Here is an 18,120-nt window from a genome sequence, read left to right as displayed (position 1 = left end):
TCACCGGGGCGGGCGACGACGCCGCTCACCCCACCCCCGGGCCCCGACGGACCTCGATCCGACCGATCTCGTCCCCGCCGGCCCCCCTCGTGAAGCCACCACCGCCGGATGCGGAAACCCCCGCCGCCGACCCCTCGGTGTCCGCATGTTGGAACGGAGTATCCGGTTCCCGAGAACCGCTCCATCATGTAACCTGCACGAAATTTCGTACTTACGCAGAGGGCCAACGTCGTCCCTCGGCACCGGAACATGCCACATGACGACGACGGGAGAGCCGATGCGTACGCCGCGCCAGCCGTCCCAGCACTCCGAGAACGGCCAGAACTGGTCGTTCATGGATGCTCGCCCTGCTGCGCAGGGTATGTACGACCCCCGCAACGAGCACGACGCCTGCGGCGTCGGATTCGTGGCCACCCTCACCGGCGAGGCGAGCCATGCGCTGGTCGAGCAGGCGCTCACGGTTCTGCGCAACCTGGAGCACCGCGGCGCCACCGGCTCCGAGCCCGACTCCGGCGACGGCGCGGGCATCCTCTCCCAGGTGCCCGACGCCTTCCTGCGCGAGGTGGCCGGATTCGAACTGCCCGCCGCCGGCGCCTACGCGGTCGGCATCGCCTTCCTGCCCGAGGAGGGCACCGAGGACGCCGTCTCACGCGTCGAGACGATCGCCGCCGACGAGGGCCTGACCGTCCTCGGCTGGCGCGAGGTCCCGGTCGCCCCCGAGCTGCTCGGCGCCACCGCCCGCTCCACCATGCCGGTCTTCCGCCAGCTGTTCGTCACCGACGGCGTGAGCCAGGGCATCGCCCTGGACCGCTCGGCGTTCGTGCTGCGCAAGCGCGCCGAGCGCGAGGCGGGCGTCTACTTCCCCTCGCTGTCGGCCCGCACCCTCGTCTACAAGGGCATGCTCACCACCGGCCAGCTGGAGCCCTTCTTCCCGGACCTGTCCGACCGCCGCTTCGCCTCGGCCATCGCGCTCGTCCACTCCCGCTTCTCCACCAACACCTTCCCGAGCTGGCCGCTCGCCCACCCCTACCGCTTCGTCGCCCACAACGGTGAGATCAACACCGTCAAGGGCAACCGCAACTGGATGGTGGCCCGCGAGTCCCAGCTGGCCTCCGGCCTCTTCGGCGGCAAGGAGAACCTGGAGCGGATCTTCCCGATCTGCACCCCGGACGCCTCCGACTCCGCCTCCTTCGACGAGGTCCTGGAGCTGCTCCACCTCGGCGGCCGCTCGCTGCCGCACTCCGTGCTGATGATGATCCCGGAGGCCTGGGAGAACCACGCCTCCATGGACCCGGCCCGCCGCGCCTTCTACGAGTACCACTCCACGATGATGGAGCCCTGGGACGGCCCGGCCTGCGTCACCTTCACCGACGGCACCCAGGTCGGCGCGGTCCTCGACCGCAACGGCCTGCGCCCCGGCCGCTACTGGGTCACCGACGACGGCCTCGTCGTCCTCGGCTCCGAGGTCGGCGTCCTCGACATCGACCCCGCCAAGGTCGTGCGCAAGGGCCGCCTCCAGCCCGGCCGCATGTTCCTCGTCGACACCGCCGAGCACCGCATCATCGAGGACGACGAGATCAAGGCGCAGCTCGCCGCCGAGCAGCCCTACGCCGAATGGCTGGAAGCCGGCGAGATCGAGCTGGGCGACCTGCCCGAGCGCGAGCACATCGTCCACACCCACGCCTCGGTCACCCGCCGCCAGCAGACCTTCGGCTACACCGAGGAAGAGCTGCGCGTCATCCTCGCCCCGATGGCCAAGGCCGGCGCCGAGCCGATCGGCTCCATGGGCACCGACTCGCCCATCGCCGCCCTCTCCGAGCGCCCGCGCCTGCTCTTCGACTACTTCACCCAGCTGTTCGCCCAGGTCACCAACCCGCCGCTGGACGCCATCCGCGAGGAACTGGTCACCTCCCTGCGCAGCTCGCTCGGCCCGCAGGGCAACCTGCTGGAGCCCACCGCGGCCTCCTGCCGCTCCGTCGTCCTGCCCTTCCCGGTCATCGACAACGACGAGCTGGCCAAGCTCATCCACATCAACGCCGACGGCGACATGCCCGGCTTCAAGGCCGCCACCCTCTCCGGCCTGTACCGGGTCTCCGGCGGCGGCGAGGCCCTCGCCGCGCGCATCGAGGAGATCTGCGCCGAGGCCGACGCCGCCATCGGCAACGGCGCCCGCCTGATCGTCCTGTCCGACCGGCACTCCGACGCCGAGCACGCGCCGATCCCGTCGCTGCTGCTCACCGCGGCCGTCCACCACCACCTCATCCGCACCAAGCAGCGCACCCACGTGGGCCTGCTGGTCGAGGCCGGCGACGTCCGCGAGGTCCACCACGTCGCCCTGCTCATCGGCTACGGCGCCGCCGCCGTCAACCCGTACCTGGCGATGGAGTCCGTCGAGGACCTGGTCCGCGCCGGCACCTTCCTGCCCGGCATCGAGCCCGAGAAGGCCATCCGCAACCTGATCTACGCCCTCGGCAAGGGCGTCCTGAAGGTCATGTCCAAGATGGGCATCTCCACCGTCGCCTCCTACCGCGGCGCCCAGGTCTTCGAGGCCGTCGGCCTCGACGACGCCTTCGTGGAGAAGTACTTCAACGGCACCGCCACCAAGATCGGCGGCGTCGGCATCGACGTCGTCGCCAAGGAGGTCGCCGCCCGCCACGCCAAGGCCTACCCGGCCTCCGGCATCGCTCCCGCGCACCGCGCGCTGGAGATCGGCGGCGAGTACCAGTGGCGCCGCGAGGGCGAACCGCACCTGTTCGACCCGGAGACGGTCTTCCGCCTCCAGCACTCCACGCGCGCGGGTCGCTACGACATCTTCAAGAAGTACACCTCCCGGGTGAACGAGCAGTCCGAGCGCCTGATGACGCTGCGCGGCCTGTTCGGCTTCACGTCCGACCGCGCGCCCGTCCCCCTCGACGAGGTCGAGCCGGTCTCCGAGATCGTCAAGCGCTTCTCCACCGGCGCCATGTCGTACGGCTCCATCTCCAAGGAGGCGCACGAGACCCTCGCCATCGCCATGAACCAGCTGGGCGGCAAGTCCAACACCGGCGAGGGCGGCGAGGACCCGGACCGCCTGTACGACCCGGCGCGCCGCTCGAGCATCAAGCAGGTCGCCTCCGGCCGCTTCGGCGTCACCTCCGAGTACCTGGTCAACGCCGACGACATCCAGATCAAGATGGCCCAGGGCGCCAAGCCCGGCGAGGGCGGCCAGCTGCCCGGCCACAAGGTGTACCCGTGGGTCGCCAAGACGCGTCACTCGACGCCGGGCGTGGGCCTCATCTCCCCGCCGCCGCACCACGACATCTACTCCATCGAGGACCTCGCCCAGCTGATCCACGACCTGAAGAACGCGAACCCGCAGGCGCGGATCCACGTGAAGCTGGTCTCCGAGGTCGGCGTCGGCACGGTCGCGGCCGGCGTGTCCAAGGCCCACGCCGACGTCGTGCTCATCTCCGGCCACGACGGCGGCACCGGCGCCTCCCCGCTCACCTCGCTCAAGCACGCGGGCGGCCCCTGGGAGCTCGGCCTCGCCGAGACCCAGCAGACCCTGCTGCTCAACGGCCTGCGCGACCGCATCGTCGTGCAGACCGACGGCCAGCTCAAGACCGGCCGCGACGTCGTCATCGCCGCGCTGCTGGGCGCCGAGGAGTTCGGTTTCGCCACCGCGCCGCTCGTCGTCTCCGGCTGCGTCATGATGCGCGTCTGCCACCTGGACACCTGCCCGGTCGGCATCGCCACCCAGAACCCGGTGCTGCGCGACCGGTTCGCCGGCAAGGCCGAGTACGTCGTGAACTTCTTCAAGTTCATCGCCGAGGAGGTCCGCGAGATCCTCGCCGAGCTCGGCTTCCGCTCCATCGAGGAGGCCGTCGGCCACGCCGAGGCCCTCGACGTGACCCGCGCCGTGGACCACTGGAAGGCCCAGGGCCTGGAGCTGGAACCCCTCTTCCACGTCCCCGAGCTGCCCGAGGGCGCGGTCCGCCACCGGGTCGTCGCCCAGGACCACGGCCTGGAGAAGGCGCTCGACAACGAGCTGATCAGGCTCGCCGCCGACGCCCTGGCCGCCGACTCCGCGGCGGACGCCCACCCGGTGCGCGCCCAGGTCGCCATCCGCAACATCAACCGCACGGTCGGCACCATGCTCGGCCACGAGGTGACGAAGAAGTTCGGCGGCGCCGGCCTGCCCGACGACACCATCGACATCACCTTCACCGGCTCGGCAGGCCAGTCCTTCGGCGCCTTCGTGCCGCGCGGCGTGACGCTGCGCCTGGAGGGCGACGCCAACGACTACGTCGGCAAGGGCCTGTCCGGCGGCCGGATCGTCGTCCGCCCGGACCGCGGCGCCGACCACCTCGCCGAGTACTCGACGATCGCCGGCAACACCATCGCCTACGGCGCGACCGGCGGCGAGCTCTTCCTGCGCGGTCGCACCGGCGAACGTTTCTGCGTCCGCAACTCCGGCGCGACGGTCGTCTCCGAGGGCGTGGGCGACCACGGCTGCGAGTACATGACCGGCGGCCACGCCGTCGTCCTCGGCGAGACCGGCCGCAACTTCGCGGCCGGCATGTCCGGCGGCATCGCCTACGTCATCGACCTGGACCGCGACAACGTCAACTCCGGCAACCTCGACGCCGTCGAGGCGCTGGACGAGACGGACAAGCAGTGGCTGCACGAGGTGGTGCGCCGCCACCAGGAGGAGACCGGCTCCACCGTCGCGAGGAAGCTGCTGGCCGACTGGGACGCGGCCGCCGAACGCTTCAGCAAGATCATCCCCAGCACGTACAAGGCAGTGCTCGCCGCCAAGGACGCCGCCGAGCGAGCCGGTCTCTCCGAGACCGAGATCACCGAGAAGATGATGGAGGCGGCGATCAATGGCTGACCCGAAGGGCTTCCTCAACCACGGCCGCGAGGTCGCCAGGACCCGTCCCGTCACCGAACGCGTGAAGGACTGGAACGAGGTCTACGTCCCCGGCTCGCTGCTGCCGATCATCAGCAAGCAGGCCAGCCGGTGCATGGACTGCGGCATCCCGTTCTGCCACAACGGCTGTCCGCTCGGCAACCTCATCCCCGAGTGGAACGACTACGCCTACCGCGAGGACTGGGCCGCCGCCCAGGAGCGGCTGCACGCCACGAACAACTTCCCGGAGTTCACCGGGCGGCTGTGCCCGGCCCCCTGCGAGTCGGCGTGCGTGCTGGGCATCAACCAGCAGCCGGTCACCATCAAGAACGTCGAGGTCTCGATCATCGACAAGGCGTGGGAGACCGGCGACGTCGCCCCGCAGATCCCCGAGCGCCTGTCGGGCAAGACCGTCGCCGTCATCGGCTCGGGCCCCGCGGGCCTGGCCGCCGCCCAGCAGCTCACCCGGGCCGGGCACACCGTCGCCGTCTACGAGCGCGCGGACCGCATCGGAGGCCTCCTCCGTTACGGCATCCCCGAGTTCAAGATGGAGAAGCGGCACATCAACCGCCGTATCGAGCAGATGCGCGCGGAGGGCACCCGGTTCCGCACCGGCGTCGAGGTCGGCCGCGACATCAAGGCCGGCGACCTGAAGAAGCGCTACGACGCCGTCGTCATCGCCGCCGGCGCCACCACCGCCCGCGACCTGCCCGTCCCCGGCCGCGAGCTCAAGGGCGTCTACCAGGCGATGGAGTACCTGCCCCTGGCCAACAAGGTCCAGGAGGGCGACTACGTCACCGCCCCGATCTCGGCCGAGGGCAAGCACGTCGTCGTCATCGGCGGCGGCGACACCGGCGCGGACTGCGTGGGCACCGCCCACCGCCAGGGCGCGGCCTCCGTCACCCAGCTGGAGATCATGCCCCGCCCGGGCGAGGAGCGGAACCCGGTCTCCCAGCCGTGGCCGACCTTCCCCATGCTCTACAAGGTCACCTCCGCCCACGAGGAGGGCGGCGAGCGGGTCTACTCCGTCTCCACCACCCACTTCGAGGGCGACGAGGACGGCAACGTCCAGTGGCTGCACATGAGCGAGGTCGAGTTCGTCGACGGCAAGCTCACGGCCAAGCCGGGCACCGAGCGCAAGATCCCCGCCCAGCTCGTCACCCTCGCCATGGGCTTCACCGGCACCGACCGGGACAACGGCCTGGTCGAGCAGTTCGGCCTGGAACTCGACGAACGCGGTAACATCGCCCGCGACGCCGACTTCCAGACCAACGTGCCGGGCGTGTTCGTCGCCGGCGACGCCGGCCGCGGCCAGTCGCTCATCGTGTGGGCGATCGCCGAGGGCCGCTCCGCCGCCCGCGGCGCCGACCGCTACCTCACGGGCGCCAGCGACCTGCCGGCCCCGATCCGCCCGACGGACCGCGCGCTGATGGTCTGACGGCAGCACAAGACGTCCCGTACAACGGCGTACGGGCGGGCCGCCCGGGGGACTCCCCGGACGGTCCGCCGGCGCCTGCCCGCCCGTCCCCGACCGGACAACAGGGCAGGCGCCGACGCATGTCCGGCAACCGACCGGCGCCCGCCCGGCGTCCCACTCCCCGACCCCAGGGGAGGAGCGGGACATGGCCGCGATCAGTCTGAGCAAGGTGGAGGAGTCCGCGCCCGCGCTGGTCAGCCTCTACAAGAGCGCGGGAGCCTCGCTCGTCGAGCACGGCCTCGACGAGCTGCGGGCCGCCGTCTACCTGGTGCTCGACCATTCCGGCTCCATGAGCCGGTACTACCGCGACGGCAGCGTGCAGGCCCTCGCCGACCGGGTGCTGTCCCTCGCCGCGCACCTGGACGACGACGGACGCGTCCCCGTGGTGTTCTTCTCCACCGACGTCGACGCCGTCACCGAGATCGCCCTGGACGACCACCAGGACAGCGTCCGGCGCATCGCGGCCGGCCTCGGCCACATGGGCCGCACCCACTACGAGGCCGCCATGGAAGCCGTGATCGACCACTACCTCGACAGCGGCGCCACCGACCCGGCCCTCGTCGTCTTCCAGACCGACGGCGGCCCGTCCAGCAGGACCGCCGCCGAACGGTACCTGTGCAAGGCCGCGAAACTGCCCCTCTTCTGGCAGTTCATCGGCTTCGGCAACGCCCGCGGCCACCAGTTCGACTTCCTGCGCCGGCTCGACGAACTGGCCGTACCGGCCCGGCGGGTCATCGACAACGCGGGCTTCTTCCCCGTCGGCCGCGACCCGCGCCGCATGTCCGACGCCCAGCTGTACGACCGTCTCCTCGCCGAGTTCCCCCTGTGGCTGACACAGGCCCGCGCCCAGGGCCTGGTCGCCTGAACGGACCGGCACGCACCGCCTCTACGTGTCGCACTCCAGCACCGTGCGGCACAGCCCGCACCGCGCCCGCACCCGACCCCGCACCGGGACCCTGATCCGCTGGTGGCAGGTCGGGCACGGGAACGAGACGCGCAGCGGCTCCGGCCCGGCCGAGATGAAGGAGTACGGAGCCGACGGCGCGCCGCCGGGCTCGTGGCCCGGCCGACCGCCCCCGCCGTGCCCGTCCTGGGCGTGGCGGCGGTCGCGGGCGTAGCGGCGCCGGCCCGTCCAGCCGGCCGCCGCCAACGGGGGCTGCCGCGCGTCCCGGCGGGCCAGGGCCATCCCCTCGGTGTACGCCTCGTAGGCCTGCGGGCTGGTGAACCACACCGAGGGGTCCTCGCCGAAGGCCAGCGCCCGCTTGGCCACCACGTAGCCGTACTCCTCCGGTGTGAGATAGCCGAGCTTCTGCGAGGAGACGCCGTCCTGACGGAAGGCGTCCAGCAGCAGCCAGCCCGCACCCAGGTACGCCGCCGTCGTGTCGGTGAGGATCTCGTTGTCCCGGGTGCCGGGGAAGGACAGGTCCAAGCGGTGCAGGTACACGTGCGCCACCTCGTGCGCGAGCGCCGCGCCGATGTCCCGGCGGTGGGTGCGGAAACGGTCGTTCAGCTCGACGAAGTACTCGGGGCCCGCCGTCAGCTCCACGTTCGCCGCGTGCCGCATCTCCCGGAAGCCGACGACCAGCCGGGCGTCCGGCAGCCCGTAGTGCCGCACCAGCTCACGGGCCACCCGCTGCGCGCCCAGGTGCAGATCGTCGGTGTCGCAGAACGCCACGTCGACCGGGGCCACGCTGATGTCGAACGTCCGGACGGTGACGTACGACAGCCGTCGGTACAGCGCCGTGATCGCGGCCCGCACCGTCTCCAGATGCGGGTAACCGTGCTCGACCGGTCCGCCGTCCGCCACGTCCGCACCCCCGAAGACGCTCCGACTCCCTCCCCACTGTATGCGGAGCCGGGCGGAACGGGACCGGTCCGCGACCGCCGCGTCCTCGCCGCCTCCCGGCCGGTCACCGCCGTGCGCCCCGGCCGCCCCGCCCGGGCATGATCGAACGCCTCCCGCGCCCCCGTAGAGTTGCCCACCATGACCACCACCAGCACCGGAACCGGTGACGTCGACCCCGCCGTCCGCGCGGAACTCGCCCGCCTGCGCGACAGCATCGACAACATCGACGCGGCCGTCGTCCACATGCTCGCCGAGCGGTTCAAGGCGACCCAGCAGGTCGGCCACCTCAAGGCCGCCCACCAGCTGCCGCCCGCCGACCCCGCCCGCGAGGCCCGCCAGATCGCCCGCCTGCGCGCCCTCGCCGAGGACGCCAAGCTCGACCCGGCCTTCGCCGAGAAGTTCCTGAACTTCATCATCGCCGAGGTGATCCGCCACCACGAACGCATCGCGGAGGGCCCGGCCGCCGACGTGGACTCGCCCGCGGCGAGCTGAACGACCGGCCCGGCCGGGTCCGGGTGCCCGGTCGGATCCCGGCCACCTTGAGCAGCGTGCCCGTCCCGCGCCGTGCCCGTCCCGCGCCGTGCCCACACCGCCCCCGGCGCTCGCGCGCCGCATCCGTCGGCCCGGCCGGCGGTCCGCGCGGCGCGCGTCGGGTGCGCCCGGCGCACGGGACGGCCCCCGACCGCGCGGTCCGTCCCCGGAGCCCCCTCGTGCCCCGCCGCGGCCATCAGGCAGCATGGCGTTCATGTCCGTACTCACGCGCGACGAAGCGCAGACCCGTGCCCAGCTCCTCGACGTCCACCACTACACCGTCGACCTCGATTTGACCGGCGGGGACGACACCTTCGACTCCCGCACCGTCATCCGGTTCACCGTACGCCCCGGCACGGGCCAGGACGCCGCGGACACCTTCGTCGAGCTGAAGCCCGCCGAGCTGCGCTCCGCCACCCTCGACGGACAGCCCCTGGACCCCGCCGACCTCGACGACAACCGGCTGCCCCTGACGGACCTCGCCCCCGGCGAGCACGAACTGCGCGTCGACGCCCTCATGCGCTACTCCCGCACCGGCGAGGGCATGCACCGCTTCACCGACCCCGCCGACGGCGAGACCTACGTCTACACCCAGCTGTTCCTGGACGACATCCAGCGCGTCTTCGCCGCGTTCGACCAGCCCGACCTCAAGGCCGTCTTCGACCTCACCGTCAAGGCCCCCGAAGGCTGGACCGTCCTCGCCAACGGCGTCACCGAGCACACCGGCGACGGAATCTGGAAGGCCGCCACCACCCCGCGCATCTCCACCTACCTCGCCGCCGTCGCCGCCGGCCCCTGGCACTCGGTGCGCACCGAGCACCGCGGCCTGCCCTTCGGCATCCACTGCCGCCGCTCGCTGGCCCCCCACCTCGACGCGGACGCCGACGAGATCCTCGACATCACCCGCGCCTGCTTCGACCGCTACCACGAGAAGTTCACCGAGCCCTACCCCTTCGACTCCTACGACCAGGCCTTCGTCCCCGAGTTCAACGCGGGCGCCATGGAGAACCCCGGACTGGTCACCTTCCGCGACGAGTACGTCTACCGCTCCGCCGTCACCGACACCGAACGCCAGACCCGCGCCGTCGTCATCGCCCACGAGATGGCCCACATGTGGTTCGGCGACCTCGTCACCCTCAAGTGGTGGGACGACATCTGGCTCAACGAGTCCTTCGCCGAGTACATGGGCTACCAGACCACCGCCGAGGCCACCCGCTTCACCGGCGCCTGGACCGAGTTCGGCGTCTCCCGCAAGGCCTGGGGCTACGACGCCGACCAGCGCCCCTCCACCCACCCCGTCGCCCCCGACGCCGTCGAGGACACCGCCGCCGCCCTGCTCAACTTCGACGGCATCTCCTACGCCAAGGGCGCCTCCGCACTGCGCCAGCTCGTCGCCTGGCTCGGCGAGAAGGACTTCCTCGCCGGCATCAACACCCACTTCGAGCGCTACCGCTTCGGCAACGCCGCCCTCGCCGACTTCATCGACTCCCTCGCCTCCGCCACCGACCGCGACGTGCACGCCTGGGCGCAGGCCTGGCTGCGCACCACCGGTGTCGACACCCTCACCGCGACCGCCGACGCCCGGCCCGGCGAGTGGACCCTCGCCCTCGACCGCGACGGCGGCCGCCCCCACCGTGTCACCGTCGGCGTCCACGACCGCGACCTCTCCGACGGCCGCACCCTGATCCTCAGGGAACGCTACGAGACCGACGTGCCCCACGGCGGCGCCCCCGAGCCCCGCCCCGGCATCCGCCCCGCGCTCGTCGTGCCCAACGACCTCGACCTGACCTACGCCAAGATCCGCCTCGACGAGACCTCCCTGGAGACCGCCCTGCGCGGGCTGTCCGGCATCCCCGACCCGATCACCCGCGCGGTCGTCTGGAACAGCCTGCGCGACATGGTCCGCGACGGCGCCCTCGCCCCCGGCGACTACCTGGCGACCGCCGCCGCCCACCTGCCCGAGGAGACCGACCTCGCCCTCGTCCAGGGCGTCCTCGCGTTCGCCGGCGCCCAGATCACCGACCGCTATCTGCACCCCGACCAGCGGCCCGCCGCCCTCACCACGCTCAGCACACTCTGCCGCGACCTGCTGCGCCGCACCGAGGACGGCGACAACCCCGGCCTGCGGCTGATCGCCGTACGCCAGTTCGTCGACGCCGCCGCACACCCCGACACCATCGCGGCCTGGCTCGCCGACGGCATGGTGCCCGGCGGCCCCGAGCTCGACCCCGAACTGCGCTGGCGCGTCCTCGCCCGGCTCGCCGTCCTCGGCGCCACCGACGAGGCCGCCATCGCCGCCGAACTGGAGCGCGACCCGTCCGCCGGCGGCCAGGAGGGCGCCGCTCGCTGTCGCGCCGCCCTGCCCGACCCGGACGCCAAGCGCGCCGCCTGGACGGCCATGTTCGACGGCGACGACCTGTCCAACTACCTGTTCACCGCCACCGCCCAGGGCTTCTGGCAACCCGAACAGGCCGACCTCGTGAGGGAGTACGTCCCGCGCTACTACGAGGACGTACTGGCCGTCGCCGCGCGCCGCGGGCCCGCCATCGCCCGCGCCGCCGGCCGCTGGGCCTTCCCCGCCCACGCCGTCGACGCCGCGCACCTCGACCTCGGGGAAACCTGTCTGCGCGACGGCGACCCGGTGCCGGCCCTGCGCCGCACGCTCGTCGACCAGCTCGACGACCTGGCGAGGGCGCTGCGGGTACGGGAGGCGTAGGACGCGGGGCGGGGGCCACGGGCACACGGGGGCCCGACGGGCCGAGCGGGGCCGGAGTGGCCGGATGGGGACGGTGATTCCCGGTCATACGGCCCGGCCGGCCCCCGGCCGGGATGCGCCGGAGTGATCGCCCTCCCTAGGCTCGTTACGCACGCCCAAGGACGACCGCCCGAACCACGGAGGAAACCGTGATCGTAGTCACCGGCGCCACCGGCAACGTCGGCCGTGCCCTCGTCGACCGGCTCGTCGCCGCCGACCGGCCCGTACGGGCCCTGACCCGTGACCCGGGGCGGGCCGGCCTGCCCGCACGGGCCGAAGTGGTGCGGTTCCGGCCGGACGACCCGGCGGCCCTGTTCACGGGGGCGACGGGGCTGTTCCTGTACGCCCAGGCCGTCGGGGACCGGCCGGCCGACCTCCTGCGGGCGGCCCGCGAGGCCGGCGTCCGGCACGTCGTCCTGCTCTCCTCCGCGATCATCACCGAGGGCGCCGACGAGACCCACCCCATCCACGTCATGCACGCCACCGTGGAACGGGCCGTCCGCGACAGCGGGCTGGAGTGGACCTTCCTGCGGCCGGGCGCCTTCGCCACCAACACCCTCCAGTGGGCGCCGCAGATCCGCACCGGGGACACCGTGCGCGGCGTCTTCGCCGGCTCCCGCTCCGCGCCCATCCACGAGGACGACATCGCCGCCGTCGCCGAACGCGCCCTCCTCGACCCCGGCCACGAGGGCGCCGTCCACCGCCTCAGCGGACCGCGGGCCACCACCAACGCCGAGCAGGTCGCCGCGATCGGCCGTGCCCTCGGCCGTGAGCTGACCTTCGTGGAGGTACCGCCCGAGCAGGCCGGCCCCGAACTGTTCCCGCACGTGCCGCCGGCCGTGCTCGAGGGGCTGCTGAACACCTTCCGGGCCGCCGTGGACGCGCCCCCGGAGATCACCGACACGGTGGAGAAGATCACCGGCGACCCGGCCCGCACCTTCGCCCGATGGGCCGAGGACCACGCCCCCGACTTCCGCCGCCCCTGACCCCGTCCCCGCCCGTCAGCCCCCGGCCGGGAGGCCTCCCGGCCTCGGTCGGCGGCCTCCCGCCCGTCGCGAGCCCCCACCCGGCGGACGCCGCGGGGCCGCCCGGCCGAGGGCCCGGCACACCGCCCGCAGGCCACCTCACACCCGCGGGGCGAGCCGCAACTCCGCCCGCCGCAACACTCCTCCACGCGGCCCCGCCCGCCGATCGCCCACCTCCACCGCGGGCGCGGCGGCCTCCTCCAGAGTGAAGCCCAGCCGCTCGGCGAACCGCTCCCCGGGCCGCCAGCCGTACGGAACGGTCGCCGTCACCCGCGTCACCCCCTCCGCACGCGCCAGCAGCGCCTCCGCCACCGCCCGGCCCAGCCCCCGGCCCCGCGCCCAGGGCGCCAGCAGGAACAGCCCCACCGCCACCGCCCCCGGCACCGGATGATCGCGCACCGCGTCCACCAGACCCGTCACGACCCCGCCCCGCTCCACCACCCACAGCGACTTGGCGCCCGGATCCGCCCCCTCGGGCAGCGAATAGAACAGGCTCTGCACATCACCCGGCCCCGACGGCAGCCCCGTGGCCGCCACGAACCAGTCCTCGCACTCCTCGAACAGCGTCAGCAGCGGCCCCTCGTCACTCGGACGCGGCTCCCGCACCACCACCCGCTCACCGGGCACATCGATCAGCACGGCTCACCCATCCTCCGCCGACGGCCGGACCCTTCCACGGCCCCAACACCTTCCACCCTTACGGAAGTACCCCCTTTCGGGTTCCGATCAACAGGCTTCCGGGCGCGTCGGACCACAGGCGTACAAGCTGGAGGTCCCTGCCCCCGCGCCCCGGAGGACAGCCCGTGAGCACTCCGCCCCCGCCCGCACCGCGGACCCTCGCCTCCGGCCCCCAAGGCACCGGCGCACTGCGGCCGTTGCTCGACACCGTCCTCGCCGCCCTCGACACCGGCCGACGCGCCCGCGGCGGACCCCTGCCCGCCGGCGGGCCCGAAGCCGTCACCGCCCGGCTGCGCGACGCCCTCGGCGAAGTCCTGCCCGACCACGGCGACCCCGAAGCCCTGCGCGTCCTCGTCCACGCCCTCGCCGAAGGCGCCGCCGACCCCGCCGACCCCCTGTGCGCCGCCCACCTGCACTGCCCACCGCTCGCCGTGGCCGCCGCGGCCGACCTCGCCACCGCCGTGCTCAACCCCTCCCTCGACTCCTGGGACCAAGCCCCCGCGGCCTCCGAACTCGAAGCCCTCGTCACCCGCGAACTCGCCCACCGGGCAGGCCTCGCCGACGCCGTCGTCACCACCGGCGGCACCGAGTCCAACCACCTCGCCCTGCTCCTCGCCCGCGAATCCCACGACGGCGGCGTCCGCCTCGTCCACGGCGCCAACGCCCACCACTCCCTGCCCCGCGCCGCCTGGCTCCTCGGCCTGCCCGAACCCGTCGTCGTCCCCGCCCCCTCCGGCACCATCGACCTCGCCGCCCTGCACCGCGCCCTCACCGACATCACAGGCCCCCGCGGCTCCCTCCTCGTCGCAGCCACCGCCGGCACCACCGACGCCGGCCTCATCGACCCCCTCCCCGAGATCGCCGGACTGTGCGCCGCCCACGGCGCCCGACTGCACATCGACGCCGCCCACGGCGGCGGCCTCCTGTTCAGCGACCGCCACCGCGACAGACTCACCGGCATCGAAGCCGCCCACACCGTCACCCTCGACCTGCACAAACTCGGCTGGCAGCCCGTCGCCGCCGGACTCCTCGCCGTCCGCCGCCCCCGCGACCTCGACGCCCTGCACCAGCACGCCGACTACCTCAACGCCGACGACGACACCGACGCCGGCCTCCCCGACCTCCTCGGCCGCTCCCTGCGCACCACCCGCCGCCCCGACATCCTCAAGATCGCCGTCACCCTCAAAACCCTCGGCCGCACCGGACTCGGCGCCCTCGTCGACGAAGTCTGCGCCCGCGCTCGCGAGTTCGCCGACCTCGTCCGCGAGCACCCCGCCTTCGAGCTCTACGACCGGCCCACCATCAGCACGGTCCTCTTCCGGCCCGCCCACGCCACCGACGACACCGTCGCCGCCGTACGCCGCCGACTGCTCACCGAGGGCCGCGCCGTCCTCGGCCGCGCCCGCCTCGACGACCGGCTCTGGCTCAAAGCCACCCTCCTCAACCCCGACACCAGGCCCGACGACCTGGCCACCCTGCTGAAACTGGTGGAAGGAACCACCCTCGGATGAACCACCCCCGCACCCAACGCCGCCCCCGCACCGACCGCCCCCCAAGACACCTCCCCGCCACCCCCCGCGACCTCGTCGGCATCGGCGTCGGCCCCTTCAACCTCTCCCTCGCCGCCCTGGCCCACCCGCTCACCGGACTGTCCACCGCCTTCTACGAACAGCGCGCCCGCTTCCACTGGCACCCCGGCCTGCTCATCGACGGCGCCCGCGTCCAAGTCCCCTTCCTCGCCGACCTCGTCACCCTCGCCGACCCCACCAGCGACTGGTCCTTCCTCAACTACCTGAGGGCCCACGACCGGCTCTACCCCTTCTACTTCGCCGAACGCCTCCACCTCCAGCGCACCGAATACGACGCCTACTGCCGCTGGGTGTGCGACAACCTCCCCGCACTCCACTTCGGCCACCAGGTCGACGCCGTCCGCTGGAACACCCGACACCGCCTCTTCGAAGTCGACTTCACCCGACTCGACGCCGACGGCGAAGCCGAGGCACTCGGCCGCACCCACACCCGGCACATCGTCCTCGGCATCGGCACCGAACCCCACGTCCCCGCCCCGCTGCGGCCCCTCCTCGCAACCCCCGGCGCCCCCGTCGTCCACGCCGCCGACTACCTCGACCACCGCGACACCCTGCTCGCCGCCGGCCACATCACCGTCGTCGGCTCCGGACAGTCCGGCGCCGAGATCTTCCTGGACCTCCTGCGCCACCGCCCCGCCGGCCGCGAACAGCTCCACTGGATCGGCCGCACCGAAGCCTTCGCCCCCATGGAGTACTCCAAACTCGGCCTGGAACACTTCACCCCCGACTACACCCGCTACTTCCACGCCCTGCCCGAACCCGTCCGCGACCGGCTCGTCCCCGCCCAGTGGCAACTCCACAAAGCCATCGACGCCGACACCCTCGCCGCCATCCACGACGAGCTCTACCGCCGCACCCTGGACGGCGGCTGGCCCGACACCGTCCTCACCCCCGGCGTCCGCGTCCGCGCCGCCGACCGCCGCGGCTCCGACACGATCGAACTCGACCTCGAACACACCCAGCAGGGCGCCCACACCCGCCTGGCCACCCACGCCGTCGTCCTCGCCACCGGACACCGCAGACGCCCCCTCACCCCCCTCCTCGACGGCCTCGCCCCCCACCTGCGCCACGACAGCCAGGGCCGGCCCCGCGTCGACGAGCGCTACCGCCTCGTCCTGGACCCCGCCATCACCGACGCCGACTGCCACGTCCACGTCCAGAACGCCGAACTGCACACCCACGGCGTCGGCACCCCCGACCTCGGCCTCGCCGCCTGGCGCAGCGCCACCATCCTCAACACGGTGACCGGGAAGGACACCTACCCACTGCCCGCCCGCACCGCCTTCACCACCTTCGGCCTGCGACAACAGCGGCCCCAGATCCCCTCAGCCCACCAGATCAAGGAACTCACCCCCCTGGCGGACGGAATCTGAGGCCGCCCCATCACCTCACCACCGGCCCACCCGAACCGGCGCGAACACCAGGAACCCCCGCTCGGACCACTCCGGGCTCGCGCGCCCCGGCCCGCTCCGAACGAAAGACCCTAGAACACCGGCACGCCCTCCCGCGTCAGCCTCCAGTCCACCGACGCGAAGTCCTTCGGGTCCAGCACACCCTTCGCCGTCACCCACTCCGCGATCCGGGTACGGATCTCCGTCGACTCCGACCACAGCTCCTTCGCCGACGCCACATACGGGAACGCCCCGCCGCCGTTGGCCCGGTAGTTGTTCACCGCCAGCACGAACTGCTGCGCGTCGTCCAACGCCGCCCCACCGAACGTCAGGTTCCTGATCCGCGAACCGGCCGGCTGCGCGATGTCGATCTCGTACTCCAGCCCCGACACATAGTCGTAGTTGTAGTCCGGACGGTTGTTCGCGTTCGTCAGCTTCTCCACGTCCACGGCCGCACCCGCCGCCGTCCGCACGTAGTACTCCGCCGAGTACTCCAGGTACGCCCGCACCTGCGCGCCCGTCATCAGCTTGGCCACCAGCGTGTTGTCGTACACGTACAGGCTCGACAGATCCCGGATCGTCACGTCCCCGGCGGGAATCTCGGAGGTCCGGGAGAACGGCGAGGCCTGAGCGATCACCGGCAGCGCCGCGTACTCCGTGCCGGCCAGCGCGGCCTTCACCACGTCCTCCTGCACCTTGGTGATCAGATCGATGATCGGCGCGTCCTTGTAACGGGCCTCCACCGTCGTCAGGGTCTCGGTCGCCCGGCCGACCACCTGATTGACGTACTCCACCACCATCGCGTGCTCGTCCTTCAGCAACCGGGTGATCCGGGGGTCGTCCGCGACCGTGCTGGAGTCGCGCAGCGACGCGGCCACCGACTCCACCTGCCACCGCCCCCGGTCGAACGACAGCTCGATGTCGAAGACGGACAGCCGCTCGGCGAAGCACAGCGGCTCCGACAGCACCACCGTCCTGCCGGTCTTCTCGTTGACGACCTTCAGCTCCGGGATCTCCAGGTGCGCGTGCCCCACCAGGATCGCGTCGATGCCCGGCACCTGCCTGGCCACGTTCGCCGCGGCATCCTCCACATACGGCAACTGGTCACCGTAGGAGGAGTTGCCCGACGTGCCCGAGTGCGCCGACACGATCACCACGTCCGCACCCATCGAACGCAGCTTCGGCACCCACTCGGCCGCCTGCTCCTCCAGCCCCGGGAACGTCAACTTCCCCTGAACATAGGCCTTGTCCCAGATCGCGATACCCGGGTTCGTCAGCCCCAGCACGGCCACCTTCACCGGCGGCCCACCGTGCACCCAAAACGTCTTCATGAAGTACGGCGCGAACGCCGGCCGCCGCGTCCTCGCGTCCAGCGCGTTCGCGCCCAGCAGCGGGAAGTCGCACTGCTGCTCGAACTTGCGCAGCGTCTCGATGCCGTAGTTGAACTCATGATTGCCCAGCGCCGCCGCGTCGTACCCGATCGCGTTCATCGCCTGCGCCATCGGATGCACCGGACCGCCCTTGGCGGTGATCGGGTCCACCTTCGCGTAGTAGTACGTCAGCGGCGTGCCCTGGATCGTGTCACCCGCGTCCAGCAACAGCGTGTTGTGCCGGCCCCGCTCCTCACGGATCTCCTCCACCAACGTCGAGATCCGCGCCAGGCCCGTCGCGTTGCCCGCCGCGTCGGAGTACTCCGCGTCCTTGAAATAGTCCCAGTTGAAGACGTGCCCGTGCAGATCGGTCGTGCCGAGCACGGTCAGCGAATACCGCTTGGAAGGCCTGCCCGGGCGGTGCGCCGCCGCGGCCTCCCCGCGCTCAGCGGCCTGCGCGGCGGGAGCCGCCGCCGCACCCGTCAGCGCCACCCCCGCCCCGGTCACGGCGGACTTCTTCAGGAACTTCCGGCGGTTCAACGCCATGTCTGGTTCTCCTCGGCAAAA

Annotated in this window: 11 protein-coding genes; 8 read left to right on the top strand and 3 right to left on the bottom strand. The window is 72.4% G+C overall.

Annotated elements, in window-relative coordinates; all coding sequences use genetic code 11:
- Positions 1-361: 361 nt before the first annotated feature.
- The 3 genes from gltB to ACH5A8_RS00950 all read left to right on the top strand — a co-directional run bounded on the left by gltB (position 362) and on the right by ACH5A8_RS00950 (position 7,233).
- Positions 362-4,873 (top strand): glutamate synthase large subunit, encoded by a 4,512-nt coding sequence (gltB, locus tag ACH5A8_RS00960; RefSeq protein WP_398998192.1) that lies wholly within the window; start codon positions 362-364, stop codon positions 4,871-4,873.
- Entirely contained in the window at positions 4,866-6,329 is a 1,464-nt protein-coding gene (locus tag ACH5A8_RS00955; protein ID WP_398996589.1) for a glutamate synthase subunit beta, read from the top strand. The genes gltB and ACH5A8_RS00955 overlap by 8 nt, the downstream gene beginning before the upstream one ends.
- A gap of 184 nt (positions 6,330-6,513) precedes the next feature.
- Positions 6,514-7,233 carry a vWA domain-containing protein gene (locus ACH5A8_RS00950; RefSeq protein WP_398996587.1) on the top strand — a complete coding sequence of 240 codons (720 nt, stop codon included), beginning with the start codon at positions 6,514-6,516 and terminating at the stop codon, positions 7,231-7,233.
- Between the two features lie 21 nt (positions 7,234-7,254).
- On the opposite strand, the gene ACH5A8_RS00945 is transcribed toward ACH5A8_RS00950, so the two are convergent.
- A complete protein-coding gene (locus ACH5A8_RS00945; protein WP_398996585.1) occupies positions 7,255-8,175 on the bottom strand; it encodes a hypothetical protein in 921 nt (306 codons plus the stop codon).
- Positions 8,176-8,352: 177 nt separating this feature from the next.
- Between ACH5A8_RS00945 and ACH5A8_RS00940 the strand changes: the two genes are divergently transcribed.
- The 3 genes from ACH5A8_RS00940 (at position 8,353) to ACH5A8_RS00930 (ending at position 12,486) form a co-directional block, all read left to right on the top strand.
- Entirely contained in the window at positions 8,353-8,706 is a 354-nt protein-coding gene (locus ACH5A8_RS00940) for a chorismate mutase (protein WP_398996583.1), read from the top strand.
- Positions 8,707-8,950: 244 nt separating this feature from the next.
- Positions 8,951-11,461 carry an aminopeptidase N gene (gene pepN / locus ACH5A8_RS00935; protein WP_398996581.1) on the top strand — a complete coding sequence of 837 codons (2,511 nt, stop codon included), beginning with the start codon at positions 8,951-8,953 and terminating at the stop codon, positions 11,459-11,461.
- A 188-nt stretch (positions 11,462-11,649) separates the two neighbouring features.
- Complete coding sequence (locus ACH5A8_RS00930; RefSeq protein WP_398996579.1) at positions 11,650-12,486, top strand: NAD(P)H-binding protein; 837 nt, start codon at positions 11,650-11,652, stop codon at positions 12,484-12,486.
- Between the two features lie 138 nt (positions 12,487-12,624).
- Here the strand turns inward: ACH5A8_RS00930 and ACH5A8_RS00925 are convergent, their stop codons facing one another.
- The gene (locus ACH5A8_RS00925; protein ID WP_398996577.1) at positions 12,625-13,164 is read right to left on the bottom strand and encodes a GNAT family N-acetyltransferase; all 540 of its coding nucleotides are present in this window, start codon (positions 13,162-13,164) and stop codon (positions 12,625-12,627) included.
- Between the two features lie 164 nt (positions 13,165-13,328).
- On the opposite strand from ACH5A8_RS00925, the gene ACH5A8_RS00920 reads away from it, so the two are divergent.
- Together ACH5A8_RS00920 and ACH5A8_RS00915 are read left to right on the top strand one after the other, a co-directional pair.
- Positions 13,329-14,714 carry a pyridoxal phosphate-dependent decarboxylase family protein gene (locus ACH5A8_RS00920; protein WP_398996575.1) on the top strand — a complete coding sequence of 462 codons (1,386 nt, stop codon included), beginning with the start codon at positions 13,329-13,331 and terminating at the stop codon, positions 14,712-14,714.
- Positions 14,711-16,165 (top strand): lysine N(6)-hydroxylase/L-ornithine N(5)-oxygenase family protein, encoded by a 1,455-nt coding sequence (locus tag ACH5A8_RS00915; protein WP_398996573.1) that lies wholly within the window; start codon positions 14,711-14,713, stop codon positions 16,163-16,165. Before ACH5A8_RS00920 ends, ACH5A8_RS00915 begins: the two co-directional genes overlap by 4 nt.
- A 110-nt stretch (positions 16,166-16,275) precedes the next feature.
- Here the strand turns inward: ACH5A8_RS00915 and ACH5A8_RS00910 are convergent, their stop codons facing one another.
- Complete coding sequence (locus tag ACH5A8_RS00910; RefSeq protein WP_398996571.1) at positions 16,276-18,099, bottom strand: bifunctional metallophosphatase/5'-nucleotidase; 1,824 nt, start codon at positions 18,097-18,099, stop codon at positions 16,276-16,278.
- Positions 18,100-18,120 lie beyond the last annotated feature (21 nt).

It is taken from the genome of Streptomyces sp. NPDC018610, assembly GCF_044391765.1.
In the GTDB taxonomy this organism is placed as follows: domain Bacteria; phylum Actinomycetota; class Actinomycetes; order Streptomycetales; family Streptomycetaceae; genus Streptomyces.
Note: the sequence above shows the minus strand (reverse complement) of the source record. Positions and strands in the feature narration are given on the sequence as shown.

What these genes read in the sequence shown, in the direction of transcription:
- gltB (WP_398998192.1), top strand. Translation starts at nt 362, where the DNA reads ATGTACGACCCCCGCAACGAGCACGACGCCTGCGGCGTCGGATTCGTG.
- ACH5A8_RS00910 (WP_398996571.1), bottom strand. Translation starts at nt 18,099, where the DNA reads ATGGCGTTGAACCGCCGGAAGTTCCTGAAGAAGTCCGCCGTGACCGGG.
- ACH5A8_RS00955 (WP_398996589.1), top strand. Translation starts at nt 4,866, where the DNA reads ATGGCTGACCCGAAGGGCTTCCTCAACCACGGCCGCGAGGTCGCCAGG.
- ACH5A8_RS00915 (WP_398996573.1), top strand. Translation starts at nt 14,711, where the DNA reads ATGAACCACCCCCGCACCCAACGCCGCCCCCGCACCGACCGCCCCCCA.
- pepN (WP_398996581.1), top strand. Translation starts at nt 8,951, where the DNA reads ATGGCGTTCATGTCCGTACTCACGCGCGACGAAGCGCAGACCCGTGCC.
- ACH5A8_RS00940 (WP_398996583.1), top strand. Translation starts at nt 8,353, where the DNA reads ATGACCACCACCAGCACCGGAACCGGTGACGTCGACCCCGCCGTCCGC.
- ACH5A8_RS00950 (WP_398996587.1), top strand. Translation starts at nt 6,514, where the DNA reads ATGGCCGCGATCAGTCTGAGCAAGGTGGAGGAGTCCGCGCCCGCGCTG.